This is a genomic window from Aminiphilus sp. (assembly GCF_029975095.1).
Classification (GTDB): domain Bacteria; phylum Synergistota; class Synergistia; order Synergistales; family Aminiphilaceae; genus Aminiphilus.
Map to the genome: position 1 here is coordinate 1 of NZ_JARKPW010000064.1, position 16,443 is coordinate 16,443.

Sequence of the window (16,443 nt, forward strand, 5' to 3'; positions counted from 1 at the left end):
CCCGACAAAAGCGCCGTGCCCTGGACGGTGATGGAGAAGCCGCAGGGAAGGAGCACCGTGGAGGCGCCGAGGAGAAAGGGTGTCCGGGTGCCCTTTTTTCCTCGGGATGTCCCCCCTCCCGGAAAGGGGACGCGGAGCCGTTCCGCGCCGGGAACGCCGAGCATCTGGAGCCCCAGAGCCGCCATGACGAAGGAGGCGGCGAAGACCAGAAGCGCTGCGGCGGGAGCGGAGATCCGGAAGGCACTTCCCAGCGATCCGAGAAGTGCCCCCGCCGCGCCGTAGGCGACGAGGCGGCCGAGGTTGAAGGACAGACACGATTTTCCGCTTCCGTCGGTCCCCCAGGAGCGGGAGAAGGAGAGCACCAGCCCTCCCACGAGAGCGGCGCAGCTCGAAATGCCCGCGAGCAGGCCGAAGAGGACGAAGGCGGGAAGCGCCGACGACGTGTCCACGAGGACGAGATGAAGGATGCCGCTGTGCTCCAGAAAAAGAAAGAACGCCGCCGCGAGGAGGACCGTCCCTCCGGCGAGGGCGAACTCCCGGAGGCGCCCCCCCGCGTCGTCGAAGGGCGTTTCGGCGAAGAGGTACCCTTGGTCGGCGAAGAGTTCTCCGAGTTTCTCCGGGGAGAGGACGTGCCGTGTCCCCGTTTCCGACGGGTCCTGCGGCGATGCCTCGCCGCTTTCGCGGGTTCCGGAAGCCGTCGCGTGCTCCGGCTTCGCGAGGGTGATCGTCACCGTTCCCTCCGCCAGAGAGGCGCGCACGTGCCGCACCCCGGGCAGTTCGCCGATCCGTTCCGCCACGAGGGCTTCGCAGGCGGGGCAGTGCATCCCCCGAACGAAGCGGCGCACCCGGGCCCCCGGCTCGTTCTCCCGCAGTGCAGGCGCTGGAGTTTCCGCCTCCGCTGCGGGGCCCGGGGTTCCTTGGGCCCTTGCCGAGCCCTTCTGCGGAGGCGTCGCCTTTCCCGGCCTTTCCGGCCCTGCTCGTTTTTCATCTTTTCCTGCCATGATCGTCTCCATCCCTCCTCAAACGCAGGCCCCTCTTTCTGCCCCAAGGAAGCCCTGCGGTCTCTCCCGAACAGCCTTACCCATCGGATTTCGCAATCGCGGAAAGAAATCCTCGGCGGTCATGGGGCGCTCTTGCTCCGTGCCTTGCTCACATGTCACAGGCATTCCCTGTCTGACGCATCTTGTCTCTACGTTTCCTGCCGGGAAGGGAAAAAGCGTTTTTTCAGCGCCGTGCTGTCCTCTTTCCTGCTCGCGGTCCGGAATCAGAACCGGAGCTTGCGGAGGCGCAGGGAGTTGGTCACCACGTTGATGGAGCTCAGCGCCATGGCCGCCTCGGCGAGAAGGGGATGGAGAAGCCCCACGAAGGCCAGGGGGATGGCCACCACGTTGTAGAAGAACGCCCAGAAGAGGTTCTGTCGGATCTTCCGGAACATGGCGTCGGCGATGAGGAAGGCCTCCACGAGGGATTCCAGGTTGCCCCGGACGAGCACCACGTCCCCGGCCTCCCGGGCGATGTCCGTTCCCGTGCCCATGGCGAGCCCGACGTTCGCCTTCTTGAGGGCCGGGGCGTCGTTGATGCCGTCTCCCACCATGGCCACGGTGTGTCCCACGGCCTGGAAGCGTTCCACCACGCTCATCTTGTCCTGGGGGAGGACTTCCGCCACGATCTCGTCCATGCCGAGCATGGCGCCGATGCGTTCCGCGGAGCGCCGCACGTCTCCGGTGACGAGCACCACTTTCTTGCCCATGTGCCGAAGACGCTCCACCGAGGCGACGCTCTCGGGCTTGATTTCGTCGGCGAGAAGGAAGAGGCCGAGCACGCGCTCCTCGTCCCAGAGCACCACCGGTGTGGCGGCGGCGGCGGTGCCCTCTTCGAGTGCCCTGGCGAGTTCCTCGGAAAGAACGTCCTTTCCGGAGGACGCGTCGGAGTTCGTCTCGGAGAGCCACGCGAGATTCCCCGCGTAGACCGTCCTCCCGTCCACCACGCCGCTCACGCCCCGTCCGGGCGTCACCTTAAAGCGCTCCACCGGCTCGGCGGTCATGCCTGCCTTTGCGGCGTGCTCCACGATGGCCCGGCTCAGAGGATGCTCCGAGGGGGCTTCCAGGGCCAGGGCGAGACGGAGGAGATCCGCCTCGGTCATTCCCGCGGCAGGAGCAATGCGCTCGACCCTGGGGCGCCCGAGGGTGACCGTTCCGGTCTTGTCGAGGAGCACCACGTCCACGGCCTTCATGGTCTGCACGGCCTCGCCGTTCCGGAAGAGAACGCCCCGTTTGGCGGACATGCCCGTGCCCACCATGAGCGCCGTGGGTGTGGCGAGCCCGAGCGCACAGGGGCAGGCGATGACCAGCGTGGCGATGGCCGCCGAGAGCGCCCTGGAGAAGACGGGCATGTCCGGCGGAACCCAGGGAAGAAGCCGGGAGGCCGCGGCGATGAAGGGTGCGAACACGTCGGGGAGGAAGAAGAGCAGCGCGAAGGAAAGCGCCGACAGAACGGTGACGACGGGCACGAATACCGAGGTGATGCGGTCCGCGAAGGCCTGGATGGGCACCTTCGTTCCCTGGGCCTCCTGGACGAGGGAGATGATCTGGGAGAGGAAGGACTCCGCGCCGATGCGGGTGACCCGGATGCGCAAGAAGCCGTCGAGATTGATGGTGGCCCCCGTGACGGCCTCTCCGGCCTTGCGGACCACCGGCAGCGGCTCGCCGGAGATCATGGACTCGTCGATGCTGCTCGTTCCCTCCACGATCTCGCCGTCCTGGGGGATCTTCTCCCCGGGGCGGACGCGCATCACGTCGCCGGGGACGAGCGCTTCCACGTCCACCTCGATCACGGCACCGTTCCGCTCCACCGTGGCGCGCTTGGCGCCCATTTCAAGCAGTTTGGCGATCTCCTTCGTCGCCCGGGTGCGCGCTCCCGTCTCCAGGTAACGCCCGGTGAGGTGGAAGGCCATGATCATGCCACCCACCATGGCGTAGCTCACCACGGGCAGCCCGGCGATCTTCAGGAGTCCCGACGCGAAGGACGCCAGCGTGCCGAGGGTGATGAGGGTGTCCATGCTCGTCTGCAGGCGAAGGATCTGCTTGAACGCCCGGGAGATGGTGTCCCAGCCCGCCCAGAAGAGAATGGCTCCGCTCAAGAGCTGCTCCAGCAGAAGATGCTGGGTGAGATCCGGCGGAATTTTGATCCCCATCTCGTGGAGGATCATGAGGATTGCCGAGGGGATGCCCAGGCTCCAGGCAAAGACCATGCGGCGTTTCGCCTCGGAGAGTTCCCTGCCCGCCAGATCCTCCGCCTCGGTGGATTTCGCCAAGGGTTTCAGCCCAAAGCCGACCTTTCCCGCCGCCTCTTCGAGCGACCCGGCGGAGATTCCTTCCGGGTCGGCCTCCACGAAGGCCCGCTTCTGGGGAAAGTTCACCGATGCGGCGCGGACCCCCGCCACCTTGGCCAGCTCCCGCTCCAGCGTGCGTGCACAGGCGGCGCAGTGCATCCCCTCCACGGAAAAGCTCAGGCGCCGTGCGCCTCCGGAGAGGGGATTCTCCTTCACCAGTGCGGTAAAACCGAGTTTTTCCACCGTCCCGACGAGCAGGGCCGGATCGAGGCCCGCATCGGCCTCGACGACGGCGAGGTGCAGGGGAAAGTTCACCGATGCCTCCCGCACACCGTCGAGTTTCCGCAAGGCCCTTTCCACCGAAGCGGCGCAGGCGGTGCAGTGCATGCCTCCCACGTCGAGGGTGATCTTCTTTGTCGTCTCCGTCACGGAAATTCCTCCTTGGTTACGGCTTTTGCAGCGTTGTCGCGAAATTCTACCAGAATAGTAGGAAATACATCTCGCCCAGTCTATCAGAGAGACCGGATACCCTACATCGGTAGTTTTCGGTATCGTAAAGACTCACGGAGCATTCTCTCCGAAGTGTGTCCCATGCAAGGAAAGAAGAGGCACTCTTTGGTATACTCTTTTGCAAGGCAGAGAGAAAGCGGGAAAACTGCTTTCCGTGTGAAAATGAAAACTTTTCGATGTTGGATTTCGAATTGTACCTCAACGCACGCGAGGTGCACTGTTCCGGTTGATCAAAGTTTTCTCTCGGGACAAACATTTCGATTCACGGAAAGCGCGAGAGGAGGTCGCCATGTTCGACCTTTCGCTCTACCGGTTCGACGGAGCCAGTGTGGCCTATCTTCTGGCGGCGTTGGTCATGCTCGTCGTCGCCGCCGTCATGGCTCGAAGATGGAACGTGCCGGGGGCACCCGCGCTGGTGTGTCTGGAGCTCGCCGCCGCGGCGTGGGCGTTGCCCGACGTGTTCGAGCTCGCGGCCACCACGGTGCCCCTGAAGATGTTCTGGTCCGCAGTCGCCTATCCGGGAATCGTCGCGGCTCCGGTCTGTTTTTATCTGGTGTCCAGAACGTTCGGCTATCATCGACGGCGTCTTTCGGCGAGGCACGTGGTCGCCGTGTCGCTCTTTCCCGCCGCGACGGTGCTCGTGGCGGCCACGAACTCCTTTCACAACCTTCTCTGGTCCTGGGTTGTCATCGATGTGTCGACGAACATCGCCACCTACGGACGAGGGCCGTGGTTTTCTCTTTTCGTGGTCTATTTCTACGGACTGGTCTTTCTCGGGATTGTCCGTTTCGTCTCGGTCCTCCGGGCTCTTCCCGCCGCCTATCGGGGGCAGATCGTCACGATTCTTGCGGGGAGTCTGTTCGCTCTTCTCGGAAGCGTGTTCTATCTCTTCCGTTTCTCCCATCGGGATTGGACACCCCTGGGCATGGCCCTGGCGGGGCTGTGTCTCTTTCTGGGCATGACCCGGTACCGCATGCTCGATCTCCTGCCCATCGCCCGGAATCTTCTGGTGGAGATCATGGACGACGGGGTGTTGGTGACGGACACGCACGGAAGGATCATCGACATGAATCCCGCCATGAAGGAGCTGCTTGGAGTGCGGGAACGACGTGCCGTTCTCATGGGAACTTCCGCCAGAGAATTGCTCGCGGAATGGGAGGAAATTCTTCCGCTGCTCGACGGCAGCGAACCGCTTCGGCGGGAGGTTGCCCTCGCCGGGGCCGACGGAGACACGCGCTACCTGGATGTGCGCCGTCGCCCTCTTCCGGGGAAAAACGGAGAGGTTCCGGGGATACTCTTTCTCCTGGGAGACGTAACGAAACGGCATGTCGCGGAGGAGCGACTCCGGGAGATGGCCTGTCGGGATTCTCTCACGGGGGCGTACACCATGCGGTATATGGAAGAACTTCTCCGGAAGGGAATCGAGCGTCACCTCCGCGAAGGGTTCGTTTTTTCCATGGCCTTTCTCGATCTGGACCATTTCAAGCGGATCAACGACACCTACGGACATCCCGCCGGTGACGCGGTGCTTCGGGGGCTCGTGGAACTGTTCGAGGCGCATCTGGGGCCGGAGGACGTGGTGGGACGTTTCGGGGGCGAAGAGTTCATTCTGTTTTTTCCCGGGAAGGGGCTTCGGGCTTCCGTATGTCGTACGTTGCGCCTGCTGGCCCGCACACGCCGCATTCCTTTTCCGTGGGGAAACGAATCCCTCAGAGTGTCCTTCAGCGCCGGAGTCGCCTCCGTTGAGGAAGAAAGCCTTCGCGGCGCGCTTGCGACGGATCTCCTGATCGCCTTGGCGGACCGCCGCCTCTACGAGGCGAAGCGGCGGGGGCGCTGCTGCGTCGTGGCGGGGTGATGCTCCCGGAGGTTCTCTTCAGGCGGAAATGAAGCGAGCGTTCCCTCCCGGAGCAGAAACCCTTCGGGGGCGACGGCGGCGAGGAACTCCTCGTCGTGGGAAGCCACGAGCAGTGCCGCGGAGTTTCGGGAAAGCTCCTCCACGAGCACGCCCCAGGCCCTTTCATCCAAACCCCCGGTGGGCTCGTCCAGGAGGAGGACCTTCGGCTCCATGGAGAGGAGCGCCGCCAGGGCGCCGAGGCGTTTCTCACCCCCCGAAAGCGTATAAGGAGGGCGGGAGGCAAGATGCGTCAGGCCGAGCCGCTCCAGAACGTCGAGGGATCTCCTGCGGGCTTCTTCCTTGGAAACACCGAGGTTGAGCGGTCCGAAGGTCACGTCCTCCAGAAGGGACGGGCAGAAGAGCATGTCGTCCGGATCCTGGAAGAGCAGTCCCACGGAGGCGCGAAGACGGGCCAGGTTCTGTCTGTCCGTCACGGGCGCTCCGTCGAAGAGGATCTCCCCTTCCGTCGGGCGGAGCAGTCCAACCAGGAGATGCAGGAGCGTGGTCTTGCCCGCGCCGTTGCTGCCCCGGAGAGAACGTCGTTCTCCTTTCCGCAGGGCGAGGGAGATGTTTCGGAGGATCTCCCTCTGGCGGGGATAGGAGAAGGAGAGCGTGCGTGCCTCAAGGAGCGGCGGGCCTGCGGAGACGGAGCCTGTACGAGAAGCGGTCATTGCGCCAGGAGAAGGATGCACAAAAGCGGTGCGGCCACCGCTCCGGCGGTCCAGAGGCGCTTGCCCCGGGGAAGCGGTTCCTCGATGGCCGGCAGCGTTCCCGTAAAACCACGAAGGCGCATGGCCGCCGCGACACGCTCCGCCCGGTCCAGGCTTCGCCCCAGAATGCTCCCCACCAGGTATCCCCATCCGCGAAGGCTCTCCCGCGACAGGCCCGCGGCAAAGCCGCGAAGGCGCATGGCCTTGAGGACTCGCTCCGCCTCGTCCCGGAAGACGAAGGCGTAACGGTGGGTGAAGTGGAAGAGCAGGAGCAGCTTGGGGGGCACGCCGAAACGACCCAGGGTGCGGAACAGCTCTTCCGGCGGCAGCGTTCCCAGCAGGGCGAGAAAGGCCAGGAGCGCCCCCGTCGCCTTGAGCGTCACCGCAAGGGCGAGAGTGGTTCCTTCCCGGAGGGAGGGCGCACCGAAGGGAAGCGTCACCCAGAGGAGGAGAAGCATTCCCCACAGGGGCAGGAGACGCCGCGCCGCACGGCCCGGAGAGACTCCGGAGAGGAGGAGCAGCGCGCCTCCGTAGACCAGAAGGAGCGCCTGGGCGGAAAGGGACGTAGCCAGAGTGGCGGCGCAGGCGAAACACACCGCAAGAAGCACCCGGGAGGCGGGGGGCAGCTTTTCCAGAAACGGCACGTTGCCGGTGCCGCCCGTTTCGCCTCTCCGCTCCGGGGCGAGGGAGGCGCAGCAGGCCTCTTCGGTATCGGCCCATCCGAAGGTCGGCAAGGAGCGGAAGTCGTCCGGATCGCGCCGTGCGCGCCCTGCGGCTCCTTCCGCTTCCCTTCGTTCCGGGTGCGGCCGTTCTGCGGGAGAAATGCGTTCGTTCATCTCTTTCCGCTCCCGCCTTTGCGGGAAAGCGCCCAGAGCGCGGCTCCGGTGATGCCGATGATGTACCCTATTCCGCCGAGGATCTCCGGTATGCGTGGTCCGGCGAGTTCCCGGCGGAGGACGAGAAGCTCCTCCTGGAGAGCCGCGAGCTTCCCCTCCAGAAGCGCCACGCGCCGCAGGGCGGCGTTTTCGTCGAGAGCCTTCTCCAGAGTCGCGGTGAAAAACGTTTCCAGTGCTTCCGGGGACGGAAGTGCGCCGGAGGGAGTCTCGGGCGGCGTGGGCTGCCGGGTTTGCTCCGCCAGGACGGTGCCGGAGGCTGTTCCCGCAGCCGGGGCGGCTTTCTCCGGGGGAGAGCCCCCATCGGGCATGTCGAGGCGGAATGTTCCCTTGTGGCCGCCGCCGCCGTTCACGGAGACGAGGAGTGTTTTCGCCGGGAGTCCCTCGGGAAGAACGAGGGCGAAGCGGCCTCCCTCGTCGGTGGTTCCCGAGACGGTTTCCCGCCCCTCGTCGTCGGTGACGGACACGGGGCATTGCTTTACCGGGGCGCCGTCGTTGAAGTAGGCCTCGCCCGAGAGGATTCCGCCCTCCACGTAGGCGAAGACGAGGAGACGATGGGCCTCGCCCGCACGGGGCGCGAGGGTGATGCCGAGCAGGGCCAGGCAGAGGACGAGAAGCACGGCCCGCAGTGACATGTCGGTGCGGAAATGCCGCCGTGACGCGGAACGATGCTCTCGGGATGTTTTCTGCTCCGCAGAAGGGGTACCGCAGAAGTTTTTTCCGCTCATGATGCACAAGCCTCCAGGCATTTAGGGTGCGCACCTCTTCTCCTCTTTCCCAGAGGAGTTTTGGATCATGACGGAAAGCTTTCCGGAACGGATAAGCTTCTTTCCGGAAGTGGCTTTCATAAGTCTACATGAATCTACTGAAACAGATCTGGAAAGCGACGGAGCAGCAGGGTGCAAGCACAGCCTCCCACGGCGGCCTCCACCGCCGCGAGGGGGAGATGCGCCACCAGAAGCAGTCGGGCGCCGGCACCGAAGGCTTCGCCGCTCGCGGCAAGTGCCGCGGCGGCGAGAAGCGCCGCGCCGAGAAGTCCTCCGCCTCCGGCGATGCAGCCCGCGACAAAAGTGGGGGTTCCCCGGCGGAGGAGAAACCGTGCCGCCATTCCCGCGGCGAAGCCCGAACAGGCCATGACCGCCGTGTTCACCCCCAGCACGAGCAGGCCGCCGAACTGGAAGAGCACGGCCTGCAGGAAGAGCGAGACGAGAAAGGCCGGGAAGACCGCGCTCCCCAGCAGGAGCCCCGCCACGCCGTTCAGGACCAGATGCAGGCTCGATGCGCCGAGGCGCACGTGAATGAGCGACGCCGCGAAGAGGGCGGCGGACACGACCCCCGCCCGGGGGATGGTGTCCGCGTCGAGATGTCGCAGCCCCACCGCAGTGCCCAGGGCAGCCACGGCACCTCCCGTGACGAGCACGGGCAGAGAGAGCACTCCTTCCGCGATGTGCATGAATGAGATCCTTTCCCTGCCTTCGAAGATCCCTGCAGAGGCAGGCTTCTTTTTTGTGCCCGGTTCCGGCCTACGGACGGTTCTCGGTCCGGACCCAGAGCACGGCGCCGAGTTCGAGAGGTGCGTCGGTGCCGTCGGGGGCCTTTTTCGTCTCCGGGGCTTCCGCGAGGGCGGCGAACCCCCACCAGCCTCCCCAGGGCATGGTGTAGGAGAAGATCCCCCGGTCGTCGGTCTTCACCACCTGGGTGACAAAGGGATCCGCCGGGGCCTTCACGGCGCCGTCGTCGTTGAGAAATTCCACTTCGACCTCCGCTCCCGCGAGCGGTTTTCCCTCCACGAGAACCTGCCCGGTGAAGGAATTGCCGGCCCAGAGGCCGTAGGGGCGGGTGAGGGGCAGGATCTCCGCCCGGAGGCCCGCCGGTTCATCCCATCCTTCCTCCATGCCGAAGACGTTCACCACGGTCTTCGTGAGGTGCACGATGTATTTCCCCTCCGCAGGCTCCCAGTAGGGCTCGGGTTCCACGAAGAAAATGTGGTCCCCGGGGCGCGTGACATCGAAGGAGCCCTTCCAGGAAAGAAGCCCACCGGGATGTTCCACCTTCGTGAGCGTGCCCAAAAGATCCGTGGTCTCCCCCCGGATGACGACGCCGAAGCGCAGCGGCGATGCCATGTTCATGAGCTGTCCTTCGAAGGGATGGGTAAAACGGAGGTCCAGGGTGATCGTCCGTGACTCTCCCTGGGCGACGATGTTTCTGTCCGGAAGGATCACCTGAAAATGGGCGGAGGCGCCGCCGGCCCAAAGAAGAGAGAAGAGAAACGTCAGAACGAAGAGGGAACACAAGCTTTCTTTTTGGAAGGGTCGGGGAAAACGTGTTTTTCTGGGGCACGACGGAGCGGAACGGAATCGGGTGCAGTGCGTTTCGACCATGATATTCAGCCTCCTCGGGCACACTTCGGAAATCATGCGAAGGAGGTGCCACTAATTTGAAAAACAGTGTCATCCTTGATCCTCCCTTTGTCAAGCGAAACGTGGCTGTTGCGGGCGGAATGTGCGGAGGTGCGCGTTCTCCGGCAAACAGAACGAGCCCCGGAGAAATGTCCGGGGCTCGGGGCATTGCCGTGCGTTTTTCGCAAGTCTTCGGAGCGTGTTTTCCGGAAAAGGAGGGTTCCGCGCTACCGTTCCGGCTTTGCCGGAAGTCGGTGTTTTTCAGGCGGAGGAAGTGCTCCGGCAGCATCCCCGGAATCGGTTTCCCCGGTGGTGAAGCGCTCCAGAAGACTCCGAAGCGTTGTCGCTCCCGCGGAAAGCGTCTCGGATTCTTCCGCCACACGGCTTGCCGCATGGGTCGTCTCGTCCGTGGCGGTGCGAATGCCCTCCATGAGGCGCACTGTTTCCGCCGTGGCCTTGGTGACCTGGTCCACGCTCTGCGCCATTTCCGAACTTGCAGCGGCTTGTTGTTGCGCGGCGGCGGCGATGTTCTGCATGACATCGTCGAGGCGGGCGATCTCCGTGAGCGCCGCAGCAAGGCGTTTCCGCGCCTCTTCGGAGTCCGCGACGGCCTGGGTCGTCAGTGTTTCCACATCCTTCGACGAGCGAAGCGCTCCGTCGGTCTGTTGCGTCAGGGACGAAACCAGCGTTTCCACTTCCCGCGCCGCGGTGGCCGACTCTTCCGCCAGTTTGCGGACTTCCTCCGCCACCACGGAGAAACCCCGTCCCGCCTCGCCCGCCCGGGCGGCTTCGATGGCGGCATTGAGCGCGAGCAGGTTCGTCTGGTCCGCGATGTTGCGGATCGTGGCGATGAAGCTCGTGATGGACTCCACGGAACGTCCGACGGTCTCGACGACCGTCGCGGTCTCACGGGATTTTTCTCCGGCGCTTCGGACCTTTCGCACCGTCTCCTCCACCTGGTGAGCCGCCTCGTCGCTCATGCGGGTCGTCGCCGCCGAGGCCTCGGCTCCCTCGGTGGCGCTGGAGGCGGTGGTGGAGGCACTGGAGGCGACCTCCTCCACTCCGGCATTCGTCTCCTCCAGCGCGGCGGCGTTCGCCTCCGAAAGAGTGTTTGCTTTTCCGAGGGATTTCTTCACCTCTTCCATGGATGCCACGGATTGTTGCGAGAAGGCCGAAAGCGATTCCGCAGCGGCGGCGAAACGACGGGCTTCCCGCTGCACCTCCATGACCATGTCCCTCTGGCGGGAGATCATGGTCGCCAGGGCGTCCGCCATGGAACCCAGCTCATCCCGGCTGGAGACGCCGAAGTCCTCCCTGCCGAAGGAGAGATCCCCCTCTCCCGCTCGTTGCGCCAGATCCGCGACCCGGCGGAGGGGGTTCACGATACGTCCCGAGAGAATCGTGAACACGCCGATGGCTCCGGCGAGGACCGCCGCCCCGATGAGGAGCACCATGCGGAGCACGGAATTCCTGGCGTCGATGAGCGTTTCCAGCGGTGCTCCCGCGAAGAGGGCGCCCAGAGGTTTTCCGTCGGGCCCGAGGAGAGGTTTGTACGCGGTGATGTAGGGGGCGCCGAGGATTTCGGCTCTTCCTGCGTAGGGCCTGCCCTCTTCGAGGACGATCCTGGCGATGGAGGGATCGAGCTTTGTCCCGACAAGGCGCGTGCCGTCCCTCTCGATGGTGGTGCTGAGGCGTTCATCGCCGATGAAGACCGTCATCTCCGTGCCGTAGAGCTTCTTTCCCTCGTCCACGAGAGAAGAATTTTCGAGGGAGATGCCCGCACTCACCACGCCCACGATCCGTCCTTCTCCGTCCAGAAGAGGAACGCCGCACCGGGTGGAGAGGCGGACCACCGTGCCGGACTCCACCGCGGCGTAGGTGTGCCCTTTCAGGGCCTCTCGGACATTGCTTTGGCCGAGGACACTGTCTCCCTTCTGTTCCGGGCTGTGTGTCCTGGCCACCACGATGCCCTCGGCATTCGTGACGGTCACAAAATCGAGACCCTGCTCCTTCGCCAGCGGCGTCAACCGTTCCAGGACGATCCGCGTATCTCCCTCCCGGACGGCGTCGACCACGTCCCCGAAGCGTGCCAGATTCCGGGCGAGCAGTTCCGTTCTGTCCCGCTGCCGGAAAAGGAGTTGCTCCAGTCCGTTCACGGCGAGTTCCGCGTCCCCCCCGGCCTCTTCCTCCATGGTGACGGAGAAGATGTAGACTGCGGTACCCGTGGTGGCGAGCACGGCGAGCAGAACCACCAGAACGGTGGTCCCCAGGAGTTTCTGGCGTAATGAGATGCCCCGGATTTCTCTTCCTGTCGTCTCGGCGGATGTTTGCCGTGGGTCCTTTCGGGGCGAATGTCCTTTTTCCGAGGCGGACGACCGAGCGGTTTTCTGTGGATGTCGCGAAAGCGATGACATGACTCTTCCCCCCCTCTCTTCGACTCTTTTCGGGTCGATCTTTCCCGGCGCGGTTTCTCCCGGAAATGTACGGGTTTTCACTCTCAGTGTAAAAGAAGAACTACAATCGTTCAAGCGTATGTCTTTTTGTTTTGTTAGAAAACAAAGATGGTCATGAAGCAGTATGACAGAACTGTGCAGAAGCGTTTCCCGTTGCAGATGGTGTTCCCTGTCGTCAAGGGACATCCAGATTCCCGCACTAAGGGGACGCCCACTTTCCCGCAGGTGTACGCATCCCATCGTGACTGAGCGGCGCTCGGGCTGAAAACTTCGGCCGTGCGGAAAGTGAAGCGTGGTCGCTTCACTTTCTTAGACCGTTGTAATGATTGTCAAAAGCGAGGGAACGTCCCATAATGGAGCCGGGGAACTCCATCGAAGAATCGTGACGGATCATTTCGTCCTGCAGGGGAAGGAAGTCGGGAGATGCTCTTCTCAATGAGACGCTTCGATGACACGAGGACGCGCCTGATTTTCTCCGTGACCGCGCTGATGGTCGCCCTGGCGGCCTTGTTCGTGTTTCTGTACGTCGCTCAGTTGAAAAACCTGGAGCAGCAGCGTCGGAACGAGATCCGGCGCATTGTCCAGGTGGCCTCCCGTTCCGTCGCGCCGATCCTTGCCCGGTACAATCAGGGTATGTTGCCGAAGGAGGAGGCGCTTCGTCAGGTGACGGACCTTATCCGACGCATGACCTACGACGATGTGTTCGGTCCCAATTACGTCTTCATGAGCGACTACGACGGCACCATGCTCGTGCAGCCCTACGAACGCGCCAAGGAGGGCACGAATCAGGCGGAACTCCGGGATTCCCGGGGCGTGTTCATCATCCGGGCCCTCGTCGAGAGAGCGAGGGCCGGCGGCGGCTACGTCTCCTACGAGTATCCGCCGCCGAATTCCGCGGAACCGCAGCGAAAAATCTCCTATGTGGCGGGGATTCCGGAACTGTCCTGCTACATCGGTACGGGGATGTACGTGACCGATCTGGAGAAAGATTTTCGTCTTTTCATGGGAAAAGTCCTCCTACTTTCCCTCGTCCTCCTCGGTGGAGGACTCTCCCTTGCGGCGCGCCTGCTGAAGCCGCTCTTCTCGAGCTATGCCGCGCTCACCGCCGCCATCGACGAGCTCAGGAACCATCCCGAAAAGGTGCCGGATCTTCCCGTGGTGCAGTATCGCCCCGGTTCCGAGGCGGAACGGCTGCTTTCAGGATTTCTCTCCCTTTATGAGGACATGCGGAGCGCGACACGCCGCCTCCGGGAGCGGGAGGAGCAGCTCCAGGTCTTTTTCGAAGAGGCCGTGGACGGGCTTGTTCGGGCGGATGAACACTTGGGCGTCCTGGAGGTGAATGCCCAGATCCTGGCATGGACGGGCTTCTCTCTGGAGGAGATGCTCGGACGTCCTGTGGAAAAGCTTTTTCCCCTGGATGAATTGCGCCGGAAACCGTTGCAAAGGGAAGAGCTGCAACGAGGCGCCACTGTGACGAACGAGCGAAAGCTCCTTCGCCGGGATGGAACGTCCTTCTGGGTGGAAATGCGGACGAAGCGCCTTCCCGACGGCACAATGCAGAGCATCATCAGAGACATCTCGGATCGGCGCAACGCGGAAGAGCGGCTCCAGCAGCATCGTGCGCTCATGGAGGCGCTGGTGCGCAATCTTCCCGTCGAATTCTGGGTCCATGACATGGAAGGGCGGATCATCCTCCAGAACGATCTTTCTCTTGCCAAGCGGGGGAACCTTTTCGGCAGGAGAGACGAGGAGGCGAATTGCGATCGGGGTTCCGGAGAACTTTGGGGGGAAAAACTCCGCCAGGCGAGGGCCGGTGCCGTGGTGGATTTCGAGGTGCAGGCGAAGGACCCCAGAAACGAAACGGTCCGGCATTATCGCAACATCCTCGCACCCATCAGACAGGAAGGAAACGTCACGAGCGTCATGGGTTTCATGCTCGACATCACCGAAGAACGGCTTCGGGACGAACAGATTCACCGCATGGCTTACTACGACGCCTTGACGGATCTTCCGAACCGGCGCCTTCTGCTGGAACGTCTCGACGAAGTGCTCCGGCGTGCGCGGAACGGAGAAACCAGAGGTGCCCTGCTTTTCCTCGACGTGGACGATTTCCGTATCGTGAACGATTCCCTGGGGCATGCCAGTGGAGATCTGGTCCTCCAGGATGCGGCAAGGCGTTTTCTCGCGGTTTCCACGGAAAGGGATCTTGTGGCCCGAGTAGGAGGCGACGAATTCCTGGTGCTCCGGGAGGGGGAAGATTCCCGGGAGGAGATCGAATCCTACGCACGGCGCCTGCTCGGAACCTTTGCCGATCCCTTCGCCGACGAGGGAACATCGCACTTTTATTCCCTCACCGCAGGGGTGGTGCTCTTTCCGGATGACGGGACGGACCCGGGGGAACTGCTCAAGAAGGCCGACATGGCCCTGCACAAGGCCAAGGCGGAATGCCGCGGGGACCTGGTCTTCTACGAGGAGAGCCTCAATCAGGACCTGCTCCGGAGGGTCGATCTGGAGCGTCGTCTCCGCGATGCGGTCTCGCAGGAGCTGCTCTCGCTGCACTACCAGCCTCTTTTCTCCGCCGTCTCCAGGCGCGTGGTCGGGTTCGAGGCGCTGCTCCGCTGGAACGACCCGGAACTCGGATGGATCTCTCCCGGCGAGTTCGTGCCGGTGGCGGAGAGTTCCGGGCTCATCTTCCCCCTCGGTGAGTTCGCCCTGCGTCGGGCCTGCCGTTTCGCCAGGGAACTCCGCGATGTCGGCGAAGTGCACCACATGGCGGTCAACCTCTCCACGCGGCAGATTCAGCAGGAGGGATTCGCCTGGGAGGTGCTTCGCATTCTGGAGGAGACGGAGCTGCCTCCGGAGGCGCTTGAGGTGGAGATCACCGAGACAGCCTTGCTCACGTCCTATGAGACGAGCCTGGAGAATCTCAGGGTGCTCAAGTCCCACGGCGTGCGGGTCGCCCTGGATGATTTCGGAACGGGCTACTCCTCGCTCACCTATCTCCGGACGCTTCCCCTGGATACGCTGAAGATAGACCGCTCCTTCATCCAAAACCTGCACGAACGGAAGGAGAACGAACTCATCGTCTGGGCCATCATCCAGCTCGCCCGCGAGCTGGGCCTGCAGATCATCGCCGAGGGAGTGGAAACGGAGGAGCAGGTGCGCTTCACCACCACCTCCTGCGATGTGATCCAGGGATTCTGGTTCAGCCGTCCCCTCCCGGAGGGCGATATTCGTCCCTTCCTGAATTCTCTCCGGAAAGACTGAGGTTTTTCCACCCGAAGGGAGTCGCCTTTCGAGGGTTTTTCGAAAGAAACCCCATGCCGAACCGGCTTTTTTCATGAGTCGGTTCGGCGTATTTGTCTTGACGCATATAACTGAAGATGAATATACTGGCGTCGTCGAAACGGTGTCTCGGAAGGAGGTGTGGAACAACGTGGAGACGGCACGGCTTTTGAAAGTCCTCGGAGACGAGACCCGGCTTCGCATGTTGCATCTCCTCCGCGAAGGAGAACTCTGCGTGTGCGATCTCATGGAACTGTTGGGCCTGTCGCAACCCAACGCGTCCCGGCATCTCAACCGCCTTCGGGAGGCCGGTCTCGTCTCCTGCGAGCGGCGGGCCCAGTGGATGCACTACCGGTTGCACCAGGAGGCATTTGCCCGCTCCCCCTTCCTTGCGGCACTCCTGGAGGAGTTGCCGAAGGAGCGTCTCCTTCGGGAGGATGGGGAGCGCCTCCGGGTCTTCATGCGTACGAAGTTCTGCAATGGAGCGGATGAAGGAGCAAAGGGCGGGGAGGACCCCGAAACGGAGAGAAAAAAGGCGCAGGAGAGAAGCGCACGGACAGAACGGAGGAACGACCTGTGAGCGAGACGAGAAATGCCACGATACGCATCACCTCCGACTATTGGCTGGAGCAAATTCTGGAGAATCCGACCAAGAGCTTTTTCATCCAGTGGCGGAACATCATCATGGGATGTTGCTCCGTCTACAAGGGTGCTGCGGCCTATCTGGGGCTTCCCGAGAGCGGAGAGGGGTACGAGGAGTACACCATCGAGGGGGAGGGCGGGATGACCTGTCGGATCCACAAGGATGTGTTGGACAACTGGAGAAAGATGGGGCCCATGCCGGAGGGGGACTATCTTTTCACCGTGCAGACCGTGGGACGCTTCCGGCTCGCCTTCTCAAAATCACCCTTCGAGAGTCTGCCCGAGACCGCCTGACCGTTCCCGTCGGCTGATGCTCCACCGGGGGA

General features: G+C 63.3%; 12 protein-coding genes. 4 read left to right on the top strand and 8 right to left on the bottom strand.

Annotation, left to right across the window (positions count from 1 at the left end; translation table 11 throughout):
• Positions 1-1,001, bottom strand: a 1,001-nt coding sequence (locus Q1K49_RS04010; RefSeq protein WP_300523067.1) for a sulfite exporter TauE/SafE family protein, incomplete at its 3' end; no start/stop codon positions are given.
• 263 nt (positions 1,002-1,264) lie between these two features.
• Positions 1,265-3,760, bottom strand: coding sequence for a heavy metal translocating P-type ATPase (locus Q1K49_RS04015; protein WP_300523069.1), 2,496 nt, complete (start codon positions 3,758-3,760; stop codon positions 1,265-1,267).
• A gap of 370 nt (positions 3,761-4,130) precedes the next feature.
• Here Q1K49_RS04015 and Q1K49_RS04020 point away from each other — a divergent pair, with 370 nt between their 5' ends.
• Positions 4,131-5,696: a histidine kinase N-terminal 7TM domain-containing protein gene (locus tag Q1K49_RS04020; protein WP_300523071.1), complete on the top strand. Its 1,566-nt coding sequence runs from the start codon at positions 4,131-4,133 to the stop codon at positions 5,694-5,696.
• Here Q1K49_RS04020 and Q1K49_RS04025 read toward each other — a convergent pair.
• The 6 genes from Q1K49_RS04025 to Q1K49_RS04050 all read right to left on the bottom strand — a co-directional run bounded on the left by Q1K49_RS04025 (position 5,651) and on the right by Q1K49_RS04050 (position 12,151).
• Positions 5,651-6,406 carry an ABC transporter ATP-binding protein gene (locus Q1K49_RS04025; protein WP_300523073.1) on the bottom strand — a complete coding sequence of 252 codons (756 nt, stop codon included), beginning with the start codon at positions 6,404-6,406 and terminating at the stop codon, positions 5,651-5,653. The genes Q1K49_RS04020 and Q1K49_RS04025 overlap by 46 nt on opposite strands.
• Positions 6,403-7,281, bottom strand: coding sequence for a cobalt ECF transporter T component CbiQ (gene cbiQ / locus Q1K49_RS04030; RefSeq protein WP_300523075.1), 879 nt, complete (start codon positions 7,279-7,281; stop codon positions 6,403-6,405). The genes Q1K49_RS04025 and cbiQ overlap by 4 nt, the downstream gene beginning before the upstream one ends.
• Positions 7,278-8,066 carry a carboxypeptidase-like regulatory domain-containing protein gene (locus tag Q1K49_RS04035; RefSeq protein WP_300523077.1) on the bottom strand — a complete coding sequence of 263 codons (789 nt, stop codon included), beginning with the start codon at positions 8,064-8,066 and terminating at the stop codon, positions 7,278-7,280. Before Q1K49_RS04035 ends, cbiQ begins: the two co-directional genes overlap by 4 nt.
• Positions 8,067-8,200: 134 nt before the next feature.
• The gene (gene cbiM, locus Q1K49_RS04040; protein ID WP_300523078.1) at positions 8,201-8,791 is read right to left on the bottom strand and encodes a cobalt transporter CbiM; all 591 of its coding nucleotides are present in this window, start codon (positions 8,789-8,791) and stop codon (positions 8,201-8,203) included.
• 70 nt (positions 8,792-8,861) lie between these two features.
• Positions 8,862-9,719, bottom strand: a complete 858-nt coding sequence (locus Q1K49_RS04045) for a DUF4198 domain-containing protein (RefSeq protein ID WP_300523079.1) — start codon at positions 9,717-9,719, stop codon at positions 8,862-8,864.
• Between the two features lie 245 nt (positions 9,720-9,964).
• Positions 9,965-12,151, bottom strand: coding sequence for a methyl-accepting chemotaxis protein (locus tag Q1K49_RS04050; RefSeq protein ID WP_300523080.1), 2,187 nt, complete (start codon positions 12,149-12,151; stop codon positions 9,965-9,967).
• A gap of 474 nt (positions 12,152-12,625) precedes the next feature.
• Here Q1K49_RS04050 and Q1K49_RS04055 point away from each other — a divergent pair, with 474 nt between their 5' ends.
• From Q1K49_RS04055 to Q1K49_RS04065, 3 genes are all read left to right on the top strand, one after another.
• Entirely contained in the window at positions 12,626-15,457 is a 2,832-nt protein-coding gene (locus Q1K49_RS04055; protein ID WP_300523081.1) for an EAL domain-containing protein, read from the top strand.
• A gap of 169 nt (positions 15,458-15,626) precedes the next feature.
• A complete protein-coding gene (locus Q1K49_RS04060; RefSeq protein ID WP_300523083.1) occupies positions 15,627-16,055 on the top strand; it encodes a metalloregulator ArsR/SmtB family transcription factor in 429 nt (142 codons plus the stop codon).
• Entirely contained in the window at positions 16,052-16,411 is a 360-nt protein-coding gene (locus Q1K49_RS04065) for a hypothetical protein (protein WP_300523085.1), read from the top strand. Before Q1K49_RS04060 ends, Q1K49_RS04065 begins: the two co-directional genes overlap by 4 nt.
• Positions 16,412-16,443 lie beyond the last annotated feature (32 nt).

Excerpts from the sequence above, each read along its gene's own strand:
- Q1K49_RS04025 (WP_300523073.1), bottom strand. The coding sequence starts at position 6,406 with ATGACCGCTTCTCGTACAGGCTCCGTCTCCGCAGGCCCGCCGCTCCTT.
- cbiM (WP_300523078.1), bottom strand. The coding sequence starts at position 8,791 with ATGCACATCGCGGAAGGAGTGCTCTCTCTGCCCGTGCTCGTCACGGGA.
- Q1K49_RS04035 (WP_300523077.1), bottom strand. The coding sequence starts at position 8,066 with ATGAGCGGAAAAAACTTCTGCGGTACCCCTTCTGCGGAGCAGAAAACA.
- Q1K49_RS04020 (WP_300523071.1), top strand. The coding sequence starts at position 4,131 with ATGTTCGACCTTTCGCTCTACCGGTTCGACGGAGCCAGTGTGGCCTAT.
- cbiQ (WP_300523075.1), bottom strand. The coding sequence starts at position 7,281 with ATGAACGAACGCATTTCTCCCGCAGAACGGCCGCACCCGGAACGAAGG.
- Q1K49_RS04055 (WP_300523081.1), top strand. The coding sequence starts at position 12,626 with ATGAGACGCTTCGATGACACGAGGACGCGCCTGATTTTCTCCGTGACC.
- Q1K49_RS04045 (WP_300523079.1), bottom strand. The coding sequence starts at position 9,719 with ATGGTCGAAACGCACTGCACCCGATTCCGTTCCGCTCCGTCGTGCCCC.
- Q1K49_RS04050 (WP_300523080.1), bottom strand. The coding sequence starts at position 12,151 with ATGTCATCGCTTTCGCGACATCCACAGAAAACCGCTCGGTCGTCCGCC.